Raw genomic sequence first — 26103 nt, forward strand, 5'->3', positions numbered from 1 at the left:
CAAAAGCTAATAGTTTAATCTAAAAAGATAAAATTTATAAAAATTACATAGGTTTATAAATTTATATATGATAGAATATTTAATAACTGAAATAATACCAATTTTGCGGAGGTATGTAAAGGTGAAATTAAATTTTATTACAAGAATGCGAATTAGTGTAGTTAAAATAAAAGATTATCCAATGTTAATAAAAGAAGGTCTAAATAAGGCTTTAACATATATATTAATCTTTAGTTTAATTATAGGACTTACACTAGGAATATCTCAAGCTATATTTTTAGGAACTTTTCAAAAAATAGCAGTAGAGTTATTACAACAAGATGAATATGAATTTGAAATGGTTGATGGAACACTAGATTTTAAAGCTTCACCATATGAACAAGAAGAAGGAAGTACTATTAGTATATTTGATACTACAAAGTCAACTGATGATGCGGAATCTTATAGAAGTACTGTAGTACATAAAGATATGTCGGTAATATTTTTTAAAGATGGAATAGTTGCAAGGAATGATGGAGACGAGTATATTGCTAAGTTTAAAGATATTCCAATGATACCTAAGTATATTAATAATGAGAGTTTTATTAATACTATTAACAAATTATCACCAGTAAAGTATATTGTTATAGTAGTTATGATTTTAACAACTTACGCTAAAATATTGTTCCAGGCATTAATTATATCTGTTGCAGGAATGTTATTTAGTAAAATGAAAAATGCAAATTTAAAGTATGTAGATGTATTAAAAATATCATTATATTCAATGACCTTACCAATAATATTAAACTTAATATTACCTATAGGAGTGCTAACAATGATAATTTCAATCATATATGTATTAAAAGTAATAAACGACTTAGCTAATAAAAATGAAATAGAAATAATATAAAACGCCATTTGGCGTTTTTTTATGTGAAATATGTAAAAAAATAGTATAAAAGTAGTTGTTTGAAAAAAATGGATATGATAAACTATAAAGTATATGGTATAGTCAAAATGTTATAAAAGTATAAGAGGGGTTTGGGGAGATGAGTGATACTAAATTATTATCAAAATCGAATATTGAATTAAACGATATTACTTTGAACGCTAATTATATAAGATTAAAAGAGATGATAGAAGAACTAAAAGAAAAAAATGTGAGGCAAGAAGACTTTTTGTTAAATATCTCTCATGATATGAGAGCTCACCTAAATGTAATAATAAGTGTAATGCAATGTATTGATTATGGAAGTGTAGATATAAGTGATAAAAAGGCACTAGAGTACATGAATATAGTTAAAAGAAATAGTTTTAAGATGTTAAAACTAATCAACAATTTAATTGATACTACTAGACTTGAAAATAATTATTACATTTTAAACAAAAAGAATATAGATATTGTTTCAATGATAGAAGGAACTATAAGTTGTATAGACAGATATGCTAAACAAAAAATATACAATTAATTTTTGATACCAATGAAGAAGAATGCATAATAGCAGCAGATCCAGAAGTAATTGATAGAATAATAATGAATTTAATATCTAATGCAATAAAGTTTTCGCCAGAGTATAAAAATATATTTATAGATCTTTATGTAAGTAGAGAAGAAATTCAAATTAGTGTAACAGATGAAGGAATAGGTATTCCAGAAGATGAACAAAAAAGAATTTTCGATAGATTTTATCAAATTAAAAAGAAAAAAAGTAATGAAAATTTAGGTAGTGGAATAGGATTAGATCTAGTAAATTACTTAGTAAAAACACACAATGGAAGTATAGAGATAATAAGTAAAGAGTCAATGGGAACAACTTTTATCGTTAAGTTACCAATAACACGGATTAAAGAAACTAAAGAAGTAGTTAAAAGAAGTAGCAGTGAAAAGATTCAAATGTTAGAAATAGAATTTTCAGATATATATTTAACTTAAAAGTTAAATATATATCTAATTTTTAGTTTATTTTAAGAGCGTTTTTAGATGCTACTTGCTTTATTTCTATCTTTATGATAAGATAAAAAATGTTAAAAGAAGATATGCGGTGGTAGCTCAGTTGGATAGAGTAGCTGGCTACGAACCAGTTGGTCGGGGGTTCGAATCCTCTCCACCGTACCATTTATAAGGCTTTGCAGTATGCAAAGTCTTTTTTGTTGTATATTAATATTTTCTAACTACATAGAAAGTTTTAACTATGGGTAAATTAATAAAAATATATTTATTAAAAGAAGGTACGGTTATGGAAGTAGATACTTTAATTAATCAGCTTGATGAACATAATGAAGGTAATATTTTAGCAACAAAGAAATTTAAATGTAAAGAAGTTATATTTATAAGAAGTGCTAAAGAAGAAAGTTCAATGAAAGCTATAAAAGAATACTATAATACTTATATGCCTCAAGTTGTTTTAAAAGAGTGCATAATAGAAGAAGGAGAAAATGACAAGCTAAGAGGTTTAATAGATAATAATAAAAATAAAAATATTTTAATTAATTTAACAGGTGGAAGAAGAATTAATTCTCTAATACTTTTAATGCTATGTAGTGAAAGTAATATTAAAAGTGTATATGTAGATATTAAGAAAAAAGTTTTATATATAATTGATGATGGTGTAAAAATTAAAAGTGAAGAATTTGGAGACTTAGAAGTAGATGATATTATAAAAGCATCAGGTGGAGATGTACTTCAAGATTCTACTGCACTATGTGATAAAGAAGATTTAGTTTATTTAACTAAGGAAATATATAGAAATTTATCATTATGGCACAAGTATAAACAAAAACTATATGATTCTAATATTTTTATTCACGATTATCAAGACTCCAAAAGAGTACTAATAAAAACAAAGTTATTAGATAAAAGTGAAAAAGATTTATTAAACAAAATATTAAATAAGCTAAAAGAAATGAATGGAATAAGATATACAAATATAAATGATGATGAGTTAGAAGTATATTTTTTAAATGAATATTTAAAGGGATTTATATTTAAAAGTGGCACTTGGTTAGAAATGGCTACTAATATGATGATACAAGATATAAAAGATATAGATCAGGTTAAAAGTGGAGTTATATTTTTATGGAATAATGATGTTAAAGTAGTGAGAAATGAAGTGGATGTTGTGGCGGTAAAGGACTCGGTTCCTATATGTATATCATGTAAAGATAGTGATAAATATAACGAAATGGCATTAAATGAATTAAATGTTTATAGTGAAAAAATAGGTGGAGAAAAAGCATATAAAATTTTAGTTGCAACTAAGGAGCCTATAAAGGCATCAGTTAGAGAAAGGGCTAAAGAAATGGGAATTCATTTAGTTATATTTGATGGAGACGAAAATAAATTTAGAAAGAGTATTCAAAGTATAGTAAAAAATAATAATTAAAGAGCTGAATTAAGTATTATAATAAGGAGTTAGGATTTGTTCTAACTCCTTAATTTTGTTGAAATAAACTATAAATTAGAATCTTTTACCTATAGTTTCTCCCATTATAACTTTAGTTTCAAAACCTAATTTAGATTGCTCTAATATATCTGAATCTATTTTAACCTTATCCTTTTCAAAGAATAGTATTGTAGTAGAGCCTCCAAATTTAAAATATCCCTTTTCATCACCTTTTTTAACAGGATTATTAGGAGTATAAGTTTGAACTATTGTTCCAACACAAGTAGCACCTACTTCTACATGAATAATATCGCCAAAATTATCAGATTTAAATACTGACCATTCTCTTTTATTTTGACAATATAATTTTGGAATTCTCTCCAATGCTGTAGGATTTACAGAATAGTAGTTTCCATTTATAAAAGTAGTTTTTAAAGGAGTTCCATTATCTACAAAATGAAATCTATGGTAATCAGTAGGGCATAATCTTAAAACAAGACATACTCCCCCTTCATATTTTTTTACAATATCATTATCAGCTAATAATTCAGAAAGACTGTAGGTAATACCTTTAACTTGAACTAATTGATTAGTGTCTATATTAGTGAATGCTAATAATCTACCATCACCAGGAGAAGTTAAAATATCAGGATTTGTATTAATAGGTCTAGCATCTGTATTTAATGTACGGATAAAGAAATCATTGAAATTATTAAAGTCGTTTACATTTTGATTACATAGATTCATATCTATATCAAAATTTTTAATGAAAGTATCAATTTTTCCTTTACTAAATTTTGTATCACAATATGAGCCATAAACTTTAGAGAAAAATTTCTTTTTAATTAATAGCTCTAGAAGACTTTTTCCAATAGGAGACTCATAAGACCAAGTTATATAGTTTTCTCCTGCTACTTTTTCTACTTCATAGCTTTGCGTATTTCTATTAAAAACCTTTATCATATATTACATCCTCTTTAATTTTATAATAATATTTTATATTACTATATTAACACAAATAAGCAAAAAAATTCTTAAAATGTAGTTTCAAAACAAAATTAAGCAATAAGTTTTAAATTGTTAATATAATAACAATTGGTTTGTAAAAAAGGTATATTTAAAGAGCCTTTTTATTTTTTTATATAAAATCAATAGAAGTTAAAGTGAAATTTACTAAATAGTTTCAGTTGTATTTACAGAGAATTTGTCGTAAAATCAAAGGCAGAATATTAATAAAAAGAATGATATAATAATATTTATTAAGTGATAATTGATTAAAAGAATAATGCTATAAAATTATAATAATAACCAATTATGAACATTAAAATTCCAACTATTATTAAGAACTATATAAATTACTAATGGAGGGACTTAATTTAGATGAAAAATATAATTATTGATGGTAAAAAGATAGAAGCTAAGGATGATCAAAGTATATTAAAAATAGCTAAAGAAAATGGTATAGAAATACCAGCATTATGTTTCTTAGAAGAATGTAACAATATAGGACAATGTGGAACTTGCCTTGTTGAAATAGAAGGTCAAGAAAGACTAGCTAGAGCATGTTGCGTTAAACCTAAAGAGGGAGATGTAATAAGCACTAATAGTGAAAGAGTTCAAGAAGAGGTTAAAAAGACGGTTTCAGCACTTTTAGATAAGCATGAGTTTAAGTGTGGACCATGTAAAAGAAGAGAAAACTGTGAATTTTTAAAGTTAGTAATAAAAACAAAAGGAAGAGCTTCAAAACCTTTTGTTGTAGCAGATAAATCAGAATATATAGATGATAGAAGTAAATCAATTGTTTTAGATAGAACAAAGTGTGTTAATTGTGGTAGATGTGTAGCTGCATGTAGAGTTAAAACAGGAACAAGAGCTATAACATTCCAAAAAGTAAATGATGAAAGAATTGTAGGACCTGAAAACTTAAAATGTTTTGATGATACAAATTGTTTATTATGTGGTCAATGCGTAGCAGCATGTCCTGTTGATGCTTTATCAGAAAAATCACATACAGAAAGAGTAAAGGATGCGTTAGAAAATCCAGAAAAGCATGTAATAGTAGCTATGGCACCTGCAGTTAGAACTTCTATGGGTGAATTATTTAAGATGGGGTATGGAGTAGACGTAACAGGAAAATTATATACCGCATTAAGAAAGTTAGGATTTAACAAGATATTTGATATAAACTTTGGTGCAGATATGACTATAATGGAAGAGGCTACAGAATTAATCCAAAGAATAAAAGCTAATGGACCATTCCCTATGTTTACTTCTTGTTGTCCATCATGGGTTAGACAGGTAGAAAACTACTATCCAGAGTTATTAGAAAATTTATCAACTGCTAAGTCTCCACAACAAATATTTGGAGCAGCAAGTAAAACTTACTATCCAGAAACATATGATATAGATCCATCAAGAGTATTTACAGTTACAGTAATGCCTTGCACAGCTAAGAAATATGAAGCTGATAGAAAAGAAATGCAAAATAATAATTTAAGAAATATAGATGCAGTTATAACTACAAGAGAGTTAGCTAAACTAATTAAAGAAGCTAAAATTGATTTTGCAAACTTAGAGGACTCAGAGGCTGATCCAGCAATGGGAGAATATACTGGTGCTGGAGCTATTTTTGGAGCTACAGGTGGAGTTATGGAAGCGGCATTAAGAAGTGCTAAGGATTTTGTAGAAGGCGAATATTTAGAGAATATAGAATACAAACAAGTAAGAGGATTAGCAGGAATAAAAGAGGCTACAGTAGAAATTGGTGGATTAGATTATAATGTAGCAGTTGTAAATGGAGCTGCCAACTTATTTGAATTTATAAATATCGGAAGGGTTAAAGATAAAAAATATCACTTTATTGAAGTTATGGCTTGTCCTGGCGGATGTGTAAATGGTGGAGGGCAACCACATGTTAGTTCATCAGAAAGAGAAAAGATTGATATAAGAGAGATTAGAGCATCGGTTTTATATAATCAAGATAAAAATTTACCTAAGAGAAAATCACATGAAAATCAAGCTTTAAAGAAAATGTATGATACGTATATGGGAGAACCAGGTAAGGGGAAAGCTCATGAGCTTCTTCATTTTAAATATAATAAAATTTAGCAATGTAATAAAACCTAGATTATAATAAAATAATCTAGGTTTTATTATAAAAGTTAAGAGAGGTATAATATGAAATATTTAGCTTGTGATTTAGATGGAACATTGGTGGATAATAATTCCATAAAAGATGAGGATATAAAAGCTATACTAAAACTTAAAGAAAAGGGATATAAATTTATAATATCAACAGGGCGAAGTTTAAGTGGCATAGATAGTGTTTTTGACAAATATCCAGAAGTAAAATATGACTATATAGTATCTTGTAATGGGTGTGTTATATTAGATGAAAATAGAGAAATTATATATGATAATCACATTACTAGCGATATAGCAGAGGCTGTTTTTAAGGAATTTATTGATGAAAAAAATATATGCATTCATTTTGAAAGTCAGGGAAAGAATTATCTTGTAGATCCTATAAAAACAGATGACATAGAAGATTTAATTAATTATTTTCAAGAGATAATTAGTATAGAGGATTTGTTTAAAGACAAGAGAGATTATGCAATCATATCCTTGTTCGCAAGAAATAAAGATATGACTACTGCTGAAGTAGCTAAAAATAAACTGATAAATAGGTTTAGTGATAAATTAGAAGCTTTTAGGAATCAATATTTTATTGATATAGTTCCTAAAGACTGTTCAAAAGGAAATGGGATACTTAAGGTTTTAGAATTAGATGGTGGAGATATAGAGAAATTATATACTATAGGTGATTCTTATAATGATATTTCAATGTTTAAAATAACAGAAAATAGTTTTACTTTTAAAAACTCAGAAGATGGAGTTAAAGCAGAAGCTAACAATTATGTAGATAGTGTAAGTGAATGTATAGAAAAAATATTAGAATATTAATCACGAAAATATCTAGGACTATAAATAGAAAAACCCTATAGGGTAGACTTTTTTATACTGTCTACTCTATAGGGTATATTTTTAATTTTTATTTAAGCTAAATTAGTTTTTACCAGCAAATTCTAAGTACTCATCATAAGTCATTGTTCTATCAACTATTGAACCATCAGCTTTAATATCGATAATTCTATTAGCTATAGTTTGAACAAATTGATGGTCATGTGAAGCGAATAGTAAAACGCTCTTATAATCTCTAAGACCATTATTTACAGCTGTAATTGATTCAAGGTCTAAGTGGTTTGTAGGTTGATCTAAAACTAATACATTTGCATTTGAAAGCATCATTCTAGATAACATACATCTAACCTTTTCTCCTCCTGATAATACAGAAGCCTTCTTTAAAGCTTCTTCTCCAGAGAATAACATTCTACCTAAGAATCCTCTTAAGTAGCTTTCTGATTGTTCTTCAACAGTGTTTCCTGAATATTGTCTTAACCATTCTACAAGACTTAACTCACAACCTTCAAAGAATTCAGAGTTATCTTGTGGGAAGTATGTTTTAGTTATAGTTATTCCCCACTTGAATTCACCAGCATCTGGTTCCATTTCACCAGTTATAATTTTAAAGAAAGTTGAAATGGCAATTTCATTGTCACCAATAAATGCTATCTTATCATCCTTATTTACTCTAAAGCTTACATTATCTAAAACTTTAACTCCATCTATAGTTTTAGTTAAACCTTCAACTGTTAATATTTCATTACCAACTTCTCTTTCAGGTTTAAATCCAACGAATGGATATCTTCTACTTGATGGTTCAATATCATCTAATGTAATCTTATCTAAAAGCTTCTTACGAGAAGTAGCTTGCTTAGATTTTGATGCATTAGCACTAAATCTAGCGATGAATTCTTGTAATTCTTTAATCTTTTCTTCTTTTTTCTTATTTTGATCTTTAGACATTTGTAGAGCTAATTGGCTTGATTCATACCAGAAATCGTAGTTACCTACATATAGTTTAATCTTACCAAAGTCAACATCAGCCATGACAGTACATACAGTATTTAAGAAATGTCTATCATGGGATACAACTATTACAGTTCCTTCATATCTAAGTAAGAAATCTTCAAGCCAATTAATTGACTTAATATCTAAGTGGTTGGTAGGTTCATCTAGAACTAAGATACCAGGATTACCGAATAAAGCTTGAGATAAAAGAACTTTAACCTTTTCAGAGCCCGTAAGCTCAGACATTTTTTTATAATGCATATCAGTTCCTATACCTAATCCTTGAAGTAATGAAGAAGCTTCAGATTCTGCTTCCCAACCATTCATATCAGCGAATTCACCTTCAAGTTCTGATGCTCTTATACCATCTTCATCTGAAAAATCAGGTTTTGTATATAAAGCATCCTTTTCTTCCATTATTTCATATAATCTTTTATTTCCCATTATAACAGTTTGTAAAACTTCAAATTCATCATATTCAAAGTGGTCTTGTTTTAAAACAGACATTCTTGTATTAGGAGCAATTATAACTTCACCTGTATTAGGTTCTATTTCTCCTGATAATATTTTTAAGAATGTACTCTTACCAGCTCCATTTGCTCCTATAACTCCATAACAGTTACCAGGAGTGAATTTTAAATTTACGTCTTCAAAAAGTTTGCGTCCACCAAATCTTAAACTTACATTTGATACAGTTATCACTAAAAACCGACCTCATTTCTAATTTTATTCATTTCGTTATTATATCATAAACTTAACATATTTTCTTTAAAGAAAAAATAAAAAAACATGAAAAATTAAGGGAAAAGTACAAATTGAAGGATAATTCTGAAATGAAGCATTGACATTTACATATTTTGGTGGTAATATTAATGGGAAATGAAGGATAAGGAGAGCAAATATGAGTAAGAAAATTGGCTTTAAAACAATTAAAGTTAATATGGCATATTATTGTAACTATTATAGGTAGGTTCTGTGTTTATAATATTAATTATAGGTACAGGCCGTTGAAGAAATTTTGGTTTGTATCTATGATGGTTATAATTATTTGACGTACTCAAATTTGTGTAATTCATGTAACCACGTAGAGAATGCTATGTGGATTTTTTTATTCCTGAGATAATTACCACATAGCAAAGGCTATGTGGTTTTATTATTTTTAGGAGGATTGTAGGTTATGAAGAAAAGAGAAAACTTTACAAGTAGAGCAGGCTTTGTTTTATCTTGTATAGGAGCAGCAGTAGGCTTAGGGAACATATGGATGTTTCCTTACAGATTAGGACAAAATGGAGGTTCGGTGTTTTTAATACCATACTTTATATTTGTCTTAATTTTAGGATCAACAGGACTTATAACAGAATTTGCATTTGGAAGAGCCGCACAGGGTGGATCTTTAACAGGTATCAAAAACTCATTTAGAAATAAAGGGTTAAAAGGTGGAGTATTAGTAGGTGCTATACCAGCAATAGGTTTAGCGGGAGTTTTTATGTTTTATAACGTAGTAGTAGGATGGATTATAAAATACTTCACATTAAGTATCGATGGAAGAATAAATAAGATTGACATCTCATCTTTTTTTGATGGATTTTCAGGAAGTCCAGAAACTATCTTTTGGAACCTTTTAGCTATAGGAATAGCATTAGGCATAGTATGTATGGGAGTAACAAAAGGTATAGAAAAAATAAATAAAATAATAATGCCATTACTTTTTGTTATATTTGTAATTTTAGCTATTAGGTCATTAACATTACCTGGAGCTATGGAAGGAGTTAAATACTTATTAACTCCTCAATGGGAATACTTATTTAAAATTAATACCTGGGTTATGGCTTTAGGTCAAGCTTTCTTTACAGTATCATTAAATGGATGTGGTATGGTCGTTTATGGAAGTTACATGAAAAAGGATATGGATATACCAAGATCAGCTATAAGTACAGCAATATTTGATACTATATCAGCATTACTAGCTTCATTTGTTATAATGCCAGCAGTATTTGCCTTTGGATTAGATCCAGCAGCAGGACCTCCACTATTATTCATAACAGTGCCAACTATATTTAAATCAATGGCAGGTGGACAACTATTAGGTATATTATTTTTCTTAAGCGTAATATTTGCAGCAATAAGCTCTTCAATTAATATGTTAGAAGGCCCGGTTGAAGCATTAATGTCACAAAGTAAAATGTGTAGAGAAAAAGCCGCTATTTTTATAGCAATGACAGCTTTTGTACTTTCAATACCATTAAATATTAATATGGGTTTATTTAATAACTTTGCAGATTTGATGACAGTAATATTATCACCTGTAGGAGCATTAATAGTATTTATATCATTCTATTACTTAAATAATAAGGATTCTGTATTAGAAGAAATAAATTCAGGAGCGACTACTTGTTTAGGAAATAAATTTATAGCTTTTGCGAAATATGGTTTTACTATAATAACTATATTAGTTATAGTGCTTGGTATTATTTATGGAGGAATAGGTTAAAAAGAAAGCAGAGAGTATGTGTGATTACTCTCTGCTTTCTTTCTTTGAATGACTAGATTCAATTTATAATAAATATGTGAAAACACTTATAAAGTGGCTTAAACTACCTAATAAAATAAAAATGTGAAAAATCTCATGGAAACCGAAAGCTCCAAGTTGAAGTTTTTTAGGTTTTAGTGCATAAAGAATTCCCCCTAGAGTATAAAGAATACCACCTAGAACTAACCAAAATATACTTTCAGGAGCCATAACTTGTGATAAAGGTTTAATTACAAATATAGCACTCCAACCCATACCTATATATAGTGCTGTTTGAAGCCATCTTGGACAGTTAAACCAACAAAGTTTAAATATAACACCTAAAATAGCTATTAATATCATAACCAAAAAGAAAGATACACCAAGCTTACCACCAAGACCTATTAAGCAAAATGGAGCATATGATCCAGCAATAAGTATAAAGATTGTAGAATGATCTAACTTTCTAAGTTTAAGAATTATATCATCACTTGAAATAACAGAATGATAAGTTGCAGATACGCTATATAAGAGTATAAGACTTATTCCAAATATAACAATTGATAGTATTTGTAAGTTGGAAAGATTGTTAGTAACTCCTTTTATAAGCATTGCAATTAAAGCAAATATTGATAATATAGCACCCACCCAATGTGTTAAGCTATTAATAGGTTCTCTTAAATGTTTATCCAAAAAAACACCCCTTTACAATAAGTAGTTTTTAAAACTACGTTTTATTATATTGATATTATCTATTAAATTTGAGCTATAGTCAAAGATTATATTATGGAATTCTAAGGAAAATACAAGAGGTTTTTATCATTTTTCTTGAAATATCTTCTTAATACTATTATTATTATATATATAGATGATAACAAGTAGTTTTAAAAACTACATGGAGGTATATATGGATTCAAATATTTTAAAAGAGAAGTTTCAAGAATTACATTTAGAAAATCAAATATCAGCACAAGAAGTACCAGAGATAGATTTATATATGGATCAAGTTATTCAATTATTTGAAAACAAATTAGGAAGCACTAAAAGAACTGATGATGATAAGGTATTAACTAAAACTATGGTTAACAATTATGCAAAAGGAAAACTTTTAATGTCTATAAAAAATAAGAAATATAGTAAAGAACATATTATATTAATGAGTATTATATGTAATTTAAAAGGTAGTTTATCAATAAGGGATATAAAGAGTTCTTTAAATAACATAATTGCTAAAATAGAAAGTGAAGAAGAATATCCATTAAGAGATTTATATAATAAATACTTAGATCAATATAATAATGATTTAATTGATGCAGAAATATCAGTTAATGAAAAGAATGAGATTATTATCGAAAAACTATCTAATTCAGAAGAAAACTTAGGGGAATTTGAAGAAACCTTTTTACTGTTATGTTCATTAGTAAATATGAGTAATATTTATAGGAGAATGAGTGAGAAGCTTATTGATGATTATTTTAATAATTTATAGAGGGTGATTGATATGAAGAATTTAAATGACTTAAAAAGAGAGCTAACAAGAATAGATGGTCGAAGTTATAAGACGTATAAAGACTTAGAGGGGCAATATGATTTTAATAAATATATATTAAGTATAGATCATGTACAAGGTGATCCTTTTGCTTCACCATCAAGAGTTAGAGTAATAGTAAAACAAGATACTGCAAAGTTTCCAAAGGAATTATTTGATAATAAACATAGAAATATAGCTACTTCTGACTTTTTAACAAGACTTTTTTACAAAAATATAAATAGATATGGTGAAAAAATATTTGGTTCAGGAAAGAGTGGGTTAATTTCTATAAGTAAATGTCCTCAAGAAATATTAGAAAGAACAGCTATAATTATCGACAAGGAAAAGATAGAAGCTAGGTTTTATGTAGGGTTTCCTGCAAGAGGAAGAATGGTTTTATCAAGAGAGCTAGAAAAAATATTATATAATGTTATACCTAGTATAGTAGAAAATACACTAATTTATAGCAATATAGAGAAAAATAAATTAATAAATAGAGTTAAGTTAGTAGAGGATCAAGAATTTATAAGAAAAGAATTAAAGGAAAGAAATTTAATTGCATTTGTAGCTAATGATTCAATGTTACCTAGAGAAAGTGGAGTATCTCAAAAACCATTAAAGAATGGGAAGGTGTTTAAATCTCCAAAAGAACTTGAAGTTGAAATAAATACACCAAATAAAGGCATTATAAAAGGAATGGGAATAAAAAAAGGTATAACCCTTATAGTTGGTGGAGGATATCATGGGAAATCAACACTCTTAAAGGCTTTAGAACTTGGTGTATATAATCATATAGAAGGTGATGGAAGAGAGTTTGTTATCACAGACAATACAGCTCTTAAGGTTAGAGCAGAAGATGGAAGATGTATAAATAAAACAGATATATCATTATTTATTGATAACCTTCCAAATGGAAAAGATACTGTTAATTTCATTACTGAAAATGCAAGTGGAAGTACATCACAATCAGCTAATATAATAGAAGCTATAGAAAGTGGATCAAAGTTACTATTAGTAGATGAAGATACATCAGCTACTAATTTTATGATGAGAGACGACTTAATGCAAAAACTAGTATCAAAAGAGAAAGAACCAATAACGCCATTTATAGAGATTGTAAAACCTTTATATGAACAAAAAGATATTTCAACTATAATAGTTGTAGGAAGTTCAGGGGACTTTTTTGATGTAGCAGATTATGTAATACAAATGGATAACTATAATACAAATGATGTAACAAAAGAAGCAAAAGCCTTAATGAGAGGTGAAATATTAAAAAGAATAGATGCTAGAAAACTTAAAATAAGTTTTAATTTTAATAGAGTTATAAAAAGAGGAACTATTGAGCAAGGTCCAAAAGGCATAAAGCTTAAAACCATGGGAGTAGATACGATTTCTATAAATAGAGAGAATATAGATTTAAGAGCTGTAGAACAAGTGGTAGATAATGAACAATTAAATACTATAGGCTCTGTTATGAAGTGGGCAGAAGGCAACCTAATGGATAAAAATTTAATCTTTGAAGATATGATAGATAAAGTTATAGAAGAAATCAATAATAATGGGTTAATTTCAATAGAAAAAATAAAAGGTGGATATGGAAGCTTAGCTATGCCAAGAAAGCAAGAAATAATGGCTACTTATAATAGATATAGAAAATTGAAGATACAATAAAAGTTGCTTATTCGTAAATATGAAGTAAAAAAAAGAGCTGTTACACTAAATAATGAGACAGTAGATAGTTTTGTGTAAAAATAAAACTATCTACTGTTTTTTTGTATTAACAGTTGGAAGTTTTGGAATAATATACTATATAAATTAGGAGGAATTATTATGACAAGAAAAATTGATACCAACTTTGATTACAATGAGGAAATTAAAAGATGTAAAACAATCGATGATGTAATGGGTAAAAACGGATTAATACAAAGATTAGTTAAAGATGTCCTTGAAAATATATTAGAAGGTGAAATGGAAGAACATCTAGGAAGAAATAAATATGAACGTGTAGAAGCAGTTGATCAAACTAAGAAGAACTACAGGAATGGTTATAGTCGCAAGAATTTAAGAAGTTCCTTCGGTGACGTCGACCTAGACGTACCCCGTGATAGAAATGCTGAATTTGAGCCACAAATTATAAAAAAATATGAAACTGTGTGTACTGAGTTAGATAAAAAGATTATATCTTTATATGCTAAAGGTATGTCAACATCTGATATTCAGGCTGAAATTGAAGACTTATATGGAATAACTATATCACCATCGATGGTATCTAAAATAACTGATAAAGTGCTTGCTAGCGCCGCCGAATGGCAAAATAGAGTATTAGATAAAATATATCCAATAGTTTATTTAGATGCTATGTACTTTAAAGTTAGAAGTAATGGAAAGATAGTTAACAAGGCTGTCTATATATGCTTAGGATACACTATGGAAGGATATAAAGATATTTTAGGTATATGGGTTGATGAAGCAGAAGGTGCTAAATTCTGGTTAGGAATTTGCAATGATTTAAAAAATAGAGGTGTAAAAGAAATTTTAATTGCTTGTATGGATGGATTAAAAGGTCTTCCACAAGCTATAAAAACAGTATTTCCATCAGTAAATATTCAAACATGTATTGTTCATCAAATAAGAAATTCAATAAAATACATAGCTTCAAAAGATAAAAAAGCATTTATGAAAGATTTGAAGGAGGTTTATAAGGCTACAACAGAGGAACTTGCGTTAGCACAGCTAGATAATTTAAAGGAGAGATGGGGAGATAAATATGGAATAGTAATAGATTCCTGGTATAACAATTGGAGTAACCTTTCAACATTTTTTGACTTCTCTCCAACTATAAGAAAGATGATTTATACTACAAATATCTTAGAGGGTTTTAATCGTCAAATACGTAAATTCACTAAAGTTAGAGTCATATTCCCAACTGATGAATCTTTAAATAAGTGTGTTTACTTAGCAACAATGGAGATACTAGAAAAATGGACTCAACCTATACATAATTGGGGTGCTACGCTAGCGGAGCTATCAATAATATTTGAAGATCAATTAAAAGATGAATTAGCTTAAAAGCTTGTACTTTTTATAAATTATATGCATACTATTAGATTTTTTTGAAATACTAAAAAAGGTAATAAGAAACATTATTAGTATTTCTTAAATATAAAAAAATATTACTGGAAATGAAAATTTCCAGTAATGTTAAAATAATAAAAATGATAATTACACAGAATTATCTATTCTCTCCTTTTGAAGCTCTTATTTATTTCTCAATTTTATTTAGTAAACAAATGCTTTGAGAAGATATACCTTCTCCATTACCTGTAAAACCAAGGCCCTCTTCTGTAGTAGCCTTAACGTTTATCTGATCTATATTAATTCTTAAAGCATCAGATATATTTTTTCTCATAGTCATTATATGAGGAGCCATTTTTGGTTTTTGTGCAATTATGGTTGAATCTATATTATTTATAGAGTAACCATTTACATTTAATAATTTTCCTACTTCTTTAAGAAGTTCTATACTAGAAATCCCCTTATATTTAGGATCAGTATCAGGAAAATGCTTTCCTATATCTCCAAGTGCAGATGCACCTAATAAAGAGTCCATTATAGCGTGAATAAGAACATCAGCGTCAGAATGCCCAAGTAGTCCCTTTTCATAAGGTATATTAACCCCACCTAATATTAAATCTCTTTCTTCTACTAAACGATGTACGTCATATCCTAAACCTATTCTCATACAATCACCCCTATGATAATATAATAAACTTATTTTATCACAAATCCTTATTATATATTAATAAATTTACCAAATAGTAATTATAATATTTTTTTAAATTGATAAATTTTAGATTCTTGGGTAGTTTCTTTTTTTAGAATATGGTAAAGTAATTGCTTTAGTTTAATACTAAACTTTGATAAAAAATGAAATTTGCTTGATGAGGTTCTTTTTTTTCTAAAAACAAAGTCAACATAGATAACTTTTTTATGCATAGAATCACCTCGTAAGATAGAATTGATAAGTTAAAATTTATAGAATATATATAACAAAAAAATACAATGTTTATGATATAATATATGTAAAAAAATAAGAAATGTTATTTGGAGGGTAATTGTGGTGAAAGAAAAAATTAGAAGGGGAACAGGATTAATTTTAATTTGTGTGGGGATTTTTCTTATAGGATTTACTTTATATAATAAAATAAATACTAGTAATAAGCAAAAAGAATTACAAAGAGTATTACAGGATGTAATAAAAGATGAAGGGTCAGAAGGTAAAGAACCAGTTACAGTTGATGGAGTTCAACCGATAGCGTTAATAGAAATACCATCTATTGGATTATCACAAGGTTTAGTAGAAGGAATAACAGATGATATTCTTCAATATTATTTAGGTCATTTTGAAGGAACTGCAAATCCGGGGGAAAAGGGAAATTTTGCAGTAGCAGGACATAGGGTTTCTAATTATTCAGAAGCGTTTATAAATTTATATAAGGCTAAAAAGGGAGACGAAATTATAGTGAAAAATAAAGGGAAAGAATTCACTTATAAAATAGAGGATAGTTTTGTTGTGTCTCCAGATGATGTTGATGTATTAGAAAATACTAAAGATGCAACTATAACTTTAGTTACATGTACAGTAGGAGCTAAAGAAAGATATATAGTGAAAGGGAGTTTAGTATCAACAAAAGATATTTAGTGCTTATGGAGGGATAAAATGAGCGGTTTTGAAAAAGATAAATATAAGTTTTCTTTACACACTCCACTTAGTATAATTAGGGAAGGTGATTCTGAGAAACGTAGGGAAGAGATAATGTTATTATCAGATGAGCTTGATAACTATCAGATTTTATTTAAAGATTTATTATCAGATGAACCTTCATATTCAACTAGAAATAAAATTTTAAATATTGCTTATTTTATAATAGAAGAAGTTGAAATATATGATCAATTAAAAGAAAAATATGATTTACCTATAGGAAAATTAATTAAAAGGACTCCTATAAATAGAGGTTTTTTAGAAACATGGAGAGATTATATAATAACATATGTAACTATTTTAGCTAATCCTAATTATAGTTATATACAAGAATGTTTGAAGATAGAAGAAAATGTGAATATACTTGGAGCAAGTGAGATACAGGAAGAAAAGAATTTAAAAAAAATAAAGGAATATAAAGGTATAGTTATATCGAAAAAGTTAAGATCTTATATTATCATTACCCATAAGGGTGAGTTTAAGAAGGTAAAAGTAAGAGAAGCATATGAAGTTGGGATGGAAGTAACAGGAGAAGTTAAAAAGAGTATCAAAAATTATAAGGTGCAAATAGCAATATTAATTACATTAATAGTACTAATGACTGGAATTATAGTATTTAAATATAAAAGTGTAGATAAAACTGTAATAATAGAAACTACTTCTTCATTAAAATTAGAAGTTAATTATTTTAATAAAATAATTAAAGTGTATAGTCCAACAGCTAAAGGTGAAGACATGCTTACTTCTATAGGTGTAGTAGATAAAGATATAGATGAAGGTATATATAGGATACTAAATTATGCATCACGAAATGAGATGATTCCAGAGGATGGGGTAACAATAGTTATAACTGGAAAGCCCATAGAGTATGGAGCTTTGCATAAATCAGAAAAGTTTATAAATGAAAGTGGAGTTTATGTAAGATATAATAATTCTGGTAATCAACATAATTTTAATCCTAAACAATAACGATACAGAAGGGGATAAAAATGTATAAGAATTCTAATGTAAATAAACCTATAATTATACATAGTGATAGAGGCGAAGCAGTAAGGTTAAATAAATATATAAGTGAAACGGGAATTTGTTCAAGGAGAGAAGCGGATAAATTAATAGAAGCAGGAAGAGTAACTATTGATGGTGAAAAGGCTGCTATGGGGACTAAGGTTTTTCCTAAGCAAAAAGTAAGAGTAGATGGAAAGCTAATTAGTAAGGAAGAAGACTTAGTTTATATTGCGTTAAATAAACCTGTTGGAATTACATGTACAACAGAAAAAAAGATAAAAGGAAATATAGTAGACTTTATAAATCACGAGAAAAGAATATTCCATATAGGTAGATTAGATAAAGATTCTCAAGGATTAATCTTATTAACTAATGATGGAGATATAGTTAATAAAATTTTAAGAGCAGGAAATAATCACGAAAAAGAATATATAGTAACTGTAGATAAACCAATAGATAATACATTTATAAATAGAATGGCTAATGGAGTTAAAATACTAGGTACTGTAACAAAAAAATGTACTGTTACTAAAGAAGGGGAGAGAACCTTCAGAATAATATTAACTCAAGGAATGAATAGACAGATAAGAAGAATGAGTTCGGCTCTAGGATATAATGTAGTGAAGTTAAAGAGAATAAGAATAATGAATATTAATTTAGGTAATCTTAAAATCGGAGAGTGGAGAGATCTTACAAGAGAAGAGCTAGAAGTTCTTAGTAAATCAATTCAAAATTCTATTAAGACTAAAGAAGAGTAATAAAAGATATATAAACAAGATTAGAGAATTTGTCGTTTTCTAGTCTTATTTTTTTATTATAAGAAATTTTATGTAGAGTATAATTTTAAGATATTTTACTGATACTAATAAAAAATTAAGGTTTTATTAGTAAGCTATATAAGTTATCCACAATAAATAAAGATGAGTTTAAATGTAGGTATTAACAGGGTTTAGACATATAAATCTATAAATTAAAATCGCTTGTCTAAGGCAAAAAATGGATTTTGTGCACATAATCCACATGGGGGTGTGGATAACTTGTGCAAAAAATGTTGATATCAACATTAATAATTATCAACATTCATGTAGATAATAAGAAAAAGAATATAAAATTTATTAGTAATTGTAGAAAAAGGAGGAACTATAAAGTGAAGGTATTCAGTAGGTTTGTGCTAAGTTTTATAGTCATTTTAGGACTTGTCCACATTTATCCACAAGCGTTGTTAATAAATTCAAAACATAATGTTGTCGAAAATATATGTGTTGTGGATAAGAAAATTATAAAGGATTACAAGTATTTGAAGGTTAATGTCAAAATACCTCAAATAACTTGTTTGAAGGATAAAGAGCAAGAAAAAGTTATTAACAACAAAATTTATGAATGGACTAATATGTGGATAATGGATGTGGAAAAGTTAGCAAAGGAGTATTTTGGTGCTCCTAAGGTTGAACAACCTACGTTTCCTTATGAACTGACATCAAATTACATAGTTAAAAATAGTAATGAGATATTAAGTCTATGTATAGATTATTATCAGTACACAGGAGGAGCTCATGGAATAACAACTAGAGTTCCATATAATATAGATATTAAAACAGGAAAGGAATTAATGTTAAAAGATTTATTCAAGGAAGGTTATGATTATAAGAGTATAATTAATAATAGTATAAATAATGAAATTGCAAAGAATCCAGATAATTATTTTCAAGGTAAAGAAGGCTTTAATGGAGTAAATGAAAAACAAACTTACTATTTAGAAGAAAATAATATTATTATCTATTTCCCATATTATGAAATAGCACCCTATGCATTTGGGATGCCTGAATTTAAAATACCTTTAAAAACCTTTGAAAACAATTTGGTATATGATAAAATTTGATTTAAATAAATTTGAATCAAGAGGTTAGGGCATGAGAGAAATACTAGATATTTTTAATGGGCAAAAGAATTTTTATAATTTAGGTAATGCAAGTGATATAGAGTTTAGAATAAATAATTTAAAAAAGCTTAAAGCAATTATAAAAGAAAATGAAGATAAAATAATAGAGTCTCTTAAAAAAGATTTAGGAAAGTCTTCATTTGAAAGTTACGCTACAGAGATTGGAATAGTTTATGATGAAATAAATCTTCATATTAAGAATATAAAAAGATGGTCTAAAAGAAGAAAATTAAGAACATCAATAATACATTATCCAGCTAAGAGTTACATATATAAGGAACCATATGGAGTAGTATTGATAATAGGTCCGTTTAATTATCCTTTTCAATTACTTATGGCACCATTAGTTGGAGCTATTTCAGCAGGTAATTGTGCTATATTAAAACCATCTGAACATACTATAAATACATCTAGATTAATAGAGAAAATAATAAATGAAAACTTTGATAAAGAATATGTACGAGTTGTTAATCCTTTAGGGGGAAAGGAAGTAGTGTCTTATCTTCTAGAGTTAAAATTTGATTATATATTTTTTACTGGGAGTGTAGGTGTTGGGAAAATTGTTATGGAGAGGGCTTCTAAAAATTTAGTACCTGTAACTTTAGAATTGGGAGGGAAAAGCCCTTGTATAATAGATAAAGATGTTAAAATTGATGTAGCTGCTAAAAGATTGGTTTGGGGAAAGTTTTTAAATGCTGGACAGACCTGTGTAGCACCTGATTATGTATATGTACATAAAGACATAAAAGAAAAATTTTTGAAAGCTGTAGTAAAGGAAATTAAACTTCAATTTGGAGAGGAAATTAAAGAAAGTGATGATTTCCCTAGAATAGTAAATAAAAATTCTATAAATAGAATTATTGAATATATAAACCAAGGGGATATTTATTTTGGTGGAAGTTATGATTTAGAAGACCTTTATATAGAACCAACAATTTTAACAAATATAAAACAAGGTAGTAGGGTTTTAGAAGAAGAAATCTTTGGCCCTATATTACCTGTATTAGAATTTACTGATATAAAAGATGTTATAGCTTATGTAAATTCCAAAGAGAAACCTTTAGCTTTATATTATTTTTCAGAAAGTAATAATGATATAGAATATGTATTGAAAAATACTACCTCTGGGGGTGTAACTATAAATGATACAGTTATACACGTTGCATCATCATATTTACCGTTTGGAGGTGTAGGAAATAGTGGTATAGGATCATATCATGGCAAGGCTAGCTTTGATACATTTACTCATGAAAAATCAGTAATAAAGAGAGGAACATTTATAGAAATACCTGTAAGATTTGCACCTTATGGAGATAAAATAAAAATTTTAAAGAAGTTAATGAAATAAGGGTGCTAAGTTAGCACCCTTTATTATTAAGCTATATTTTCAAGATTTTCTTCATATTCTGATGAAGTATCTGAACTAGGTTTTTTCTTACTACTTAAAGCATCAATAATTATTTTTGCTAATTGAATAAATATAGTAGGGATAAAGGCTAATAAATATATTGAACCAATTTGTGAAGTTGAAAGTGGAGCAACTTCAAATAGTTTTTGTAAAAATGGAACAAATAAAACAGCATTTAATAAAACTAATCCTGTACCGAATGCCATCCAACTATATTTATTTGAAAATAAGCCAAGTTTAAATACTGACTTGTTACCTCTACAGTTAAATCCATGGAATAGTCTAGCTAAGCATAATGTAGCAAAAGCCATAGTTGAGCCAACGGCATTATTAGTTTTTAAACCTATATAAAATGATATTATTGTAAAAATACCTATTATTAAACCTTCAAAACCTATTTCTAAAATAAAGTCTTTAGAAAGAATAGAGTCATTATTTTTTCTAGGAGTATCTTTTAGAAGATCCCTACGAGATTTCTCCATACCTATTGCTATAGCAGGTAAGCTATCAGTCAATAAGTTTATAAATAATAAATGTACAGCGGCAAAAGGCATTGGTAAAGCCATTAAGGAAGCATATAATACAGCAATTATACCAGAAGTATTACCGGATAAAAGGAACTTAATTGAATTTTTAATATTACTATAGATATTTCTACCATTAGCTACAGATTTTACTATAGTTGCAAAGTTATCATCTGTTAATATTACTGAAGCAGCATCTTTTGAAACTTCAGTACCTGTTATACCCATTGCTATACCTATATCAGCTTGTTTAAGTGCAGGAGCATCATTTACACCATCACCTGTCATTGCAACTATTTGCCCTTTTTCTTGCCAAGCTTTAACTATTCTAATTTTGTGTTCAGGAGAAACTCTGGCATATACAGAAATATGATCTATATTTTGTTTAAGGTCTTCATCAGACATTTTATCCAATTCTAAACCTTCAATAGCTCTATCACCATCTCTTAATATTCCTATTTGTTTAGCTATTGCAGAGGCTGTTATTTTGTGGTCACCAGTAATCATAATCGGTTTTATACCAGCAGTTATACAATCAGCAACAGCATTAGCAGATTCTTCTCTTGGTGGATCTATCATTGAGATTAATCCTATAAATGTATAGTTATGTTCATCTTCAAGGGATAAATCTTTTATTGAACTTAATTCTTTATATGCAAAAGCCAAAACTCTTAATCCGTTCTCAGATAAGCTTTTATTGGTATTTATTATGTTTTGTTTATCTTCATACGTTATCTCTCTAACACCATCAGATGTTTTAATATATTTAATTCGGTTTAATAGTACATCAAAAGCACCTTTAGTAAACATTATATTTTTATTATCAAAATTATGAAGAGTACTCATTAATTTTCTATCAGAGTCAAAAGGAATTTCGCTTAATCTTTTAAACTCATCCCTTACTAGTAGCTCATCTAATGAAAACTTATGAGATAAATTAACAAGTGCAACTTCTGTTGGATCACCAATTTCTTTACCATTTTTTGAAGTTGAATCATTACAAAGGATAGAACAATTTAATAAGTAATTTTCTACTGAGTTATTACAATTTAAATCAGTACCATTAACAAGCTTGTTATCAACAAATACTTTTTTTACAGTCATTTTATTTTGAGTTAATGTACCAGTTTTGTCTGAACATATAATAGAGACACAACCTAACCCTTCAACAGCTTTTAATTTTTTTATTATAGCATTTTCTTTAGCCATTTTTTGAGTTCCAAGAGCAAGTACTATTGTAACAATTGAACTTAGAGCTTCAGGGATAGCAGCTACAGCTAATGCAACAGCAAACATCAAAGAATCTAGCATAGGAGTACCTCTATAAAGACTAAGTCCAAAGACTAAAATACAAACAGCTAAAATAGCAAAGGCTAATTTTTTACTAAAATCATCTAAATTAACTTGAAGAGGAGTTTTCTTTTCTTGAGTTTGCTCCATTAAATTTGCAATTTTACCTATCTCCGTATTCATACCAGTATTTGTTACAACTACTAAGGCTCTACCATAAGTTACAAGAGAACCAGAGAAGACCATATTTTTTTGATCACCTAAAGCTAGTTCAGTACTATTAATAATTTCATTTGTTTTATTTACACTTTCAGACTCACCAGTTAAAGAACTTTCATTAACTTGTAAAGAAAAATTTTCGATAATTCTTCCATCAGCTGCTATAAAGTCACCAGCTTCAAGTAAAAGTATATCGCCAGGAACAATATTTTTAGATGGAACTTCAATTTTAAGACCGTTTCTAAAAACCTTAGCAGACGGTGATGATAAAGCCTTTAAACTATCTAAAGATTGTTCAGCCTTAAAGTGTTGAACTGTACCAAGTATGGCATTAAGAATAATAACGGCAAAAATAACAAGCGTACTTTCAATATTACCTGTTGTCATAGATATAATAGCGGCTCCAATTAAAATGCATACAAGTAAATCTTTAAATTGGCTTAAGAAAACTTCCAGAACAGTTTGTTTTTTCTTTTCAGTTAGTTGATTGTATCCATATTTACTTAGATTTTTATTAACTTGAGAATCATTTAAACCTTCTTTAGTAACATTAAAGTCTTTTAATATTTCGTCGGAAGACTTGGAAAAGAATTTGTTCATGTATATCCCCCTAAATTTTATTAATTATATAGCTATTAGAGTTTGTATAAAAAAAGAGACCTTTAATATAGCTTTTATAAAATAAAAACTATATTAAAAGTCTCGTAACCCAAATAGGTATATAACACCAGGCGATTAAGCCGAGTATGTTGATGCTATATTTAATACTACTCCCTCTTAATAAATATATGTTGTTTAATAAAATTATATGGCTGCAAATTATAAAAGTCAACAAGATAATTAACTTACAATTGTAAAATTTATGTAAAAAATTTCGTGAAAATATAGATTTAAGATAAATAAAACTAATATTTCACCAAAATATAATAAAGTGCATATAATTAAGTATAGTATTACATGGAGTTGAAAATTCGTGATATACGGGCTTATATTAGCTGGCGGAAAGGGAACAAGATTATATCCTTTATCAAGAGCGAATAAACCGAAGCAGTTTTTAAAAGTTATAAACAACAAAAGTTTTTTAGAAAATACTGTAGAAAGAATTATTCCTTTAATTAAGAAGGAGAATATTTATGTAGTTACAAATCAGGATTATCAAGACAAAATAAGACTAGAGCTAACTGACATAGATAATGAAAATATTTTTACTGAACCTCAAAATAAAGAAACAGCAACTTGTATAGGCTTATCAGCCGTTAAACTTTTGAAAAAAGATGGAGATGCTGTTATGGTAGTTTTACCTTCTGATCATCATATAGATGGTCAGAAAGATTATATAGAAACATTATCACAAGCAGTAGATATTGCTAATAGGAGAAGAGGTATAGTAACATTAGGAATTGAACCTAATAGACCAGAAACTGGATATGGATATATAGAAATGGGACAAAGAATACAAGGCGAACGTCCAAGTTATAAGGTTGCTAGGTTTACAGAAAAACCAAATGCCGAAGTCGCAAAAGATTTTCTATTAAAGGGAACCTATTTGTGGAATTCGGGTATGTTTGTTTTTAGAGCTGATGTTATATTAAGAGAGATTGAAAAATATCTTCCTGAGTTATACAGGTCACTTATGCAAATATATAAGCATTTAGGCGAAGAAGATGAGGAGCAAGTTATTCGAGAACAATATGATTTAATAGATGGAATTTCTATTGATTTTGGAGTAATGCAAAAGACTAGAAAAGCATATGTAATAAAAAGTGATTTCCTATGGGATGATATAGGAAGTTTCTCAGCTTTAAGTAGATATAATGATATTTTTAGAAATGATACCTCTAGCAATAATATTTATTTGCAAGAATGTGAGAATTGTTCTGTATTTGCAGAAAAAAATCTCGTAATAGGATTAGGTGTTAAAGATTTAGTTATAGTTGATGCAGGGGATGTAATATTAATAATGGATAAAAATAAAGATCAAGAGATAAAGCATTTACTTAATGATCTGAGTAAAGAAGAAGATTATGAAAAATTTATGTAAGTTAATAAATTAATTATAAATAGACCTCTTAGTAAATGATTAAACAATTATTTACTAAGAGGTCTATTTGTATTGTAATATGATGATTAATTAAGTAATTTATATTATAAAAATTAAAAGGATTAGTCCATGTTTTCAGTAGACAATGTATTTTTTAATTCTGAATATATTTCATTAAGTAAATTATCCCACAATTTATATTATTTACCTGTCAATTCTCTCATTCCAAAAGTGGTTTGATATTTTTCATCATTATGAGGCAATTTATTAATTTCGTTTTGAATATCTATAAATTTAAATAAATATTTTTTAGATAATCCAACAGTTGGAGATTCAACTTCAACTATTTTTTGAACTTCCTTTTCAATTAACTTTTCTTTTACAGGAGAAGTAAATCTTCCAATAATAATTCCAAGTAATAATGTTGATATTAAAGCTAAGGTTATAATTATGTATTTTTTCATTAGAGTAAGTCCCCCTTAAAATATTTTTTTAGTTAGTAAATAAATTATGAAAAACTAGCTTTTATGTCAAAGCTA

The 26103-nt window shown here is 27.8% G+C and carries 22 protein-coding genes and 1 tRNA gene; 17 read left to right on the forward strand and 6 right to left on the reverse strand.

Annotated features, from left to right (window positions below; all coding sequences use genetic code 11):
* Positions 1-121: 121 nt before the first annotated feature.
* The 5 genes from BTM21_RS00180 (at position 122) to BTM21_RS00195 (ending at position 3362) form a co-directional block, all read left to right on the forward strand.
* Positions 122-889, forward strand: a complete 768-nt coding sequence (locus tag BTM21_RS00180; protein WP_161493074.1) for a DUF1189 domain-containing protein — start codon at positions 122-124, stop codon at positions 887-889.
* A gap of 139 nt (positions 890-1028) precedes the next feature.
* A complete protein-coding gene (locus tag BTM21_RS13865; RefSeq protein ID WP_242969952.1) occupies positions 1029-1448 on the forward strand; it encodes a sensor histidine kinase in 420 nt (139 codons plus the stop codon).
* A 65-nt stretch (positions 1449-1513) separates the two neighbouring features.
* Positions 1514-1912 carry a sensor histidine kinase gene (locus BTM21_RS13870; protein WP_242969953.1) on the forward strand — a complete coding sequence of 133 codons (399 nt, stop codon included), beginning with the start codon at positions 1514-1516 and terminating at the stop codon, positions 1910-1912.
* Between the two features lie 106 nt (positions 1913-2018).
* Positions 2019-2095 (forward strand) — tRNA-Arg (locus BTM21_RS00190).
* 76 nt (positions 2096-2171) lie between these two features.
* The gene (locus BTM21_RS00195) at positions 2172-3362 is read left to right on the forward strand and encodes a Card1-like endonuclease domain-containing protein (RefSeq protein WP_021876667.1); all 1191 of its coding nucleotides are present in this window, start codon (positions 2172-2174) and stop codon (positions 3360-3362) included.
* A gap of 75 nt (positions 3363-3437) precedes the next feature.
* On the opposite strand, the gene BTM21_RS00200 is transcribed toward BTM21_RS00195, so the two are convergent.
* Positions 3438-4325 carry a phosphatidylserine decarboxylase gene (locus BTM21_RS00200; protein WP_021876668.1) on the reverse strand — a complete coding sequence of 296 codons (888 nt, stop codon included), beginning with the start codon at positions 4323-4325 and terminating at the stop codon, positions 3438-3440.
* Between the two features lie 417 nt (positions 4326-4742).
* Between BTM21_RS00200 and BTM21_RS00205 the strand changes: the two genes are divergently transcribed.
* Complete coding sequence (locus tag BTM21_RS00205; protein ID WP_096145302.1) at positions 4743-6470, forward strand: ferredoxin hydrogenase; 1728 nt, start codon at positions 4743-4745, stop codon at positions 6468-6470.
* A 69-nt stretch (positions 6471-6539) separates the two neighbouring features.
* Complete coding sequence (locus tag BTM21_RS00210; RefSeq protein ID WP_021876670.1) at positions 6540-7325, forward strand: Cof-type HAD-IIB family hydrolase; 786 nt, start codon at positions 6540-6542, stop codon at positions 7323-7325.
* Positions 7326-7427: 102 nt separating this feature from the next.
* Here BTM21_RS00210 and BTM21_RS00215 read toward each other — a convergent pair whose 3' ends face one another.
* Complete coding sequence (locus BTM21_RS00215) at positions 7428-9035, reverse strand: ABC-F family ATP-binding cassette domain-containing protein (RefSeq protein WP_021876671.1); 1608 nt, start codon at positions 9033-9035, stop codon at positions 7428-7430.
* 475 nt (positions 9036-9510) lie between these two features.
* Between BTM21_RS00215 and BTM21_RS00220 the strand changes: the two genes are divergently transcribed.
* Positions 9511-10824, forward strand: a complete 1314-nt coding sequence (locus BTM21_RS00220) for a sodium-dependent transporter (protein WP_021876672.1) — start codon at positions 9511-9513, stop codon at positions 10822-10824.
* Between the two features lie 63 nt (positions 10825-10887).
* On the opposite strand, the gene trhA is transcribed toward BTM21_RS00220, so the two are convergent.
* The gene (trhA, locus tag BTM21_RS00225; RefSeq protein WP_079480997.1) at positions 10888-11535 is read right to left on the reverse strand and encodes a PAQR family membrane homeostasis protein TrhA; all 648 of its coding nucleotides are present in this window, start codon (positions 11533-11535) and stop codon (positions 10888-10890) included.
* Positions 11536-11749: 214 nt separating this feature from the next.
* On the opposite strand from trhA, the gene BTM21_RS00230 reads away from it, so the two are divergent.
* The 3 genes from BTM21_RS00230 (at position 11750) to BTM21_RS00240 (ending at position 15445) form a co-directional block, all read left to right on the forward strand.
* Complete coding sequence (locus BTM21_RS00230; protein ID WP_079480998.1) at positions 11750-12331, forward strand: DUF1836 domain-containing protein; 582 nt, start codon at positions 11750-11752, stop codon at positions 12329-12331.
* A 12-nt stretch (positions 12332-12343) separates the two neighbouring features.
* Positions 12344-14047 (forward strand): ABC-ATPase domain-containing protein, encoded by a 1704-nt coding sequence (locus tag BTM21_RS00235; protein ID WP_021876675.1) that lies wholly within the window; start codon positions 12344-12346, stop codon positions 14045-14047.
* Positions 14048-14206: 159 nt separating this feature from the next.
* Positions 14207-15445 (forward strand): IS256 family transposase, encoded by a 1239-nt coding sequence (locus tag BTM21_RS00240; RefSeq protein WP_079480999.1) that lies wholly within the window; start codon positions 14207-14209, stop codon positions 15443-15445.
* A 193-nt stretch (positions 15446-15638) separates the two neighbouring features.
* Here BTM21_RS00240 and ispF read toward each other — a convergent pair whose 3' ends face one another.
* Entirely contained in the window at positions 15639-16118 is a 480-nt protein-coding gene (gene ispF / locus BTM21_RS00245; RefSeq protein WP_021874541.1) for a 2-C-methyl-D-erythritol 2,4-cyclodiphosphate synthase, read from the reverse strand.
* 375 nt (positions 16119-16493) lie between these two features.
* Between ispF and BTM21_RS00250 the strand changes: the two genes are divergently transcribed.
* From BTM21_RS00250 to BTM21_RS00270, 5 genes are all read left to right on the forward strand, one after another.
* Positions 16494-17078: a class D sortase gene (locus tag BTM21_RS00250; protein WP_242944822.1), complete on the forward strand. Its 585-nt coding sequence runs from the start codon at positions 16494-16496 to the stop codon at positions 17076-17078.
* Positions 17079-17096: 18 nt separating this feature from the next.
* Positions 17097-18107: an anti-sigma factor domain-containing protein gene (locus tag BTM21_RS00255; protein ID WP_096145303.1), complete on the forward strand. Its 1011-nt coding sequence runs from the start codon at positions 17097-17099 to the stop codon at positions 18105-18107.
* A 20-nt stretch (positions 18108-18127) separates the two neighbouring features.
* A complete protein-coding gene (gene rluF / locus BTM21_RS00260) occupies positions 18128-18901 on the forward strand; it encodes a 23S rRNA pseudouridine(2604) synthase RluF (protein WP_021874538.1) in 774 nt (257 codons plus the stop codon).
* Positions 18902-19290: 389 nt separating this feature from the next.
* Positions 19291-20022 carry a DUF3298 and DUF4163 domain-containing protein gene (locus tag BTM21_RS00265; RefSeq protein ID WP_079481667.1) on the forward strand — a complete coding sequence of 244 codons (732 nt, stop codon included), beginning with the start codon at positions 19291-19293 and terminating at the stop codon, positions 20020-20022.
* Positions 20023-20053: 31 nt separating this feature from the next.
* Positions 20054-21430, forward strand: a complete 1377-nt coding sequence (locus BTM21_RS00270) for an aldehyde dehydrogenase (protein WP_021874536.1) — start codon at positions 20054-20056, stop codon at positions 21428-21430.
* Between the two features lie 26 nt (positions 21431-21456).
* Here BTM21_RS00270 and BTM21_RS00275 read toward each other — a convergent pair whose 3' ends face one another.
* Positions 21457-24123: a cation-translocating P-type ATPase gene (locus BTM21_RS00275; RefSeq protein WP_021874535.1), complete on the reverse strand. Its 2667-nt coding sequence runs from the start codon at positions 24121-24123 to the stop codon at positions 21457-21459.
* Between the two features lie 373 nt (positions 24124-24496).
* On the opposite strand from BTM21_RS00275, the gene BTM21_RS00280 reads away from it, so the two are divergent.
* Positions 24497-25564, forward strand: a complete 1068-nt coding sequence (locus BTM21_RS00280; protein ID WP_021874534.1) for a mannose-1-phosphate guanylyltransferase — start codon at positions 24497-24499, stop codon at positions 25562-25564.
* 200 nt (positions 25565-25764) lie between these two features.
* On the opposite strand, the gene BTM21_RS00285 is transcribed toward BTM21_RS00280, so the two are convergent.
* On the reverse strand, positions 25765-26028 hold the full coding sequence (locus BTM21_RS00285) for a hypothetical protein (RefSeq protein ID WP_021874533.1): 264 nt from the start codon (positions 26026-26028) through the stop codon (positions 25765-25767).
* Positions 26029-26103: the final 75 nt, after the last annotated feature.

Source organism: Clostridium chauvoei (genome assembly GCF_002327185.1).
Classification (GTDB): Bacteria; Bacillota; Clostridia; order Clostridiales; family Clostridiaceae; genus Clostridium; species Clostridium chauvoei.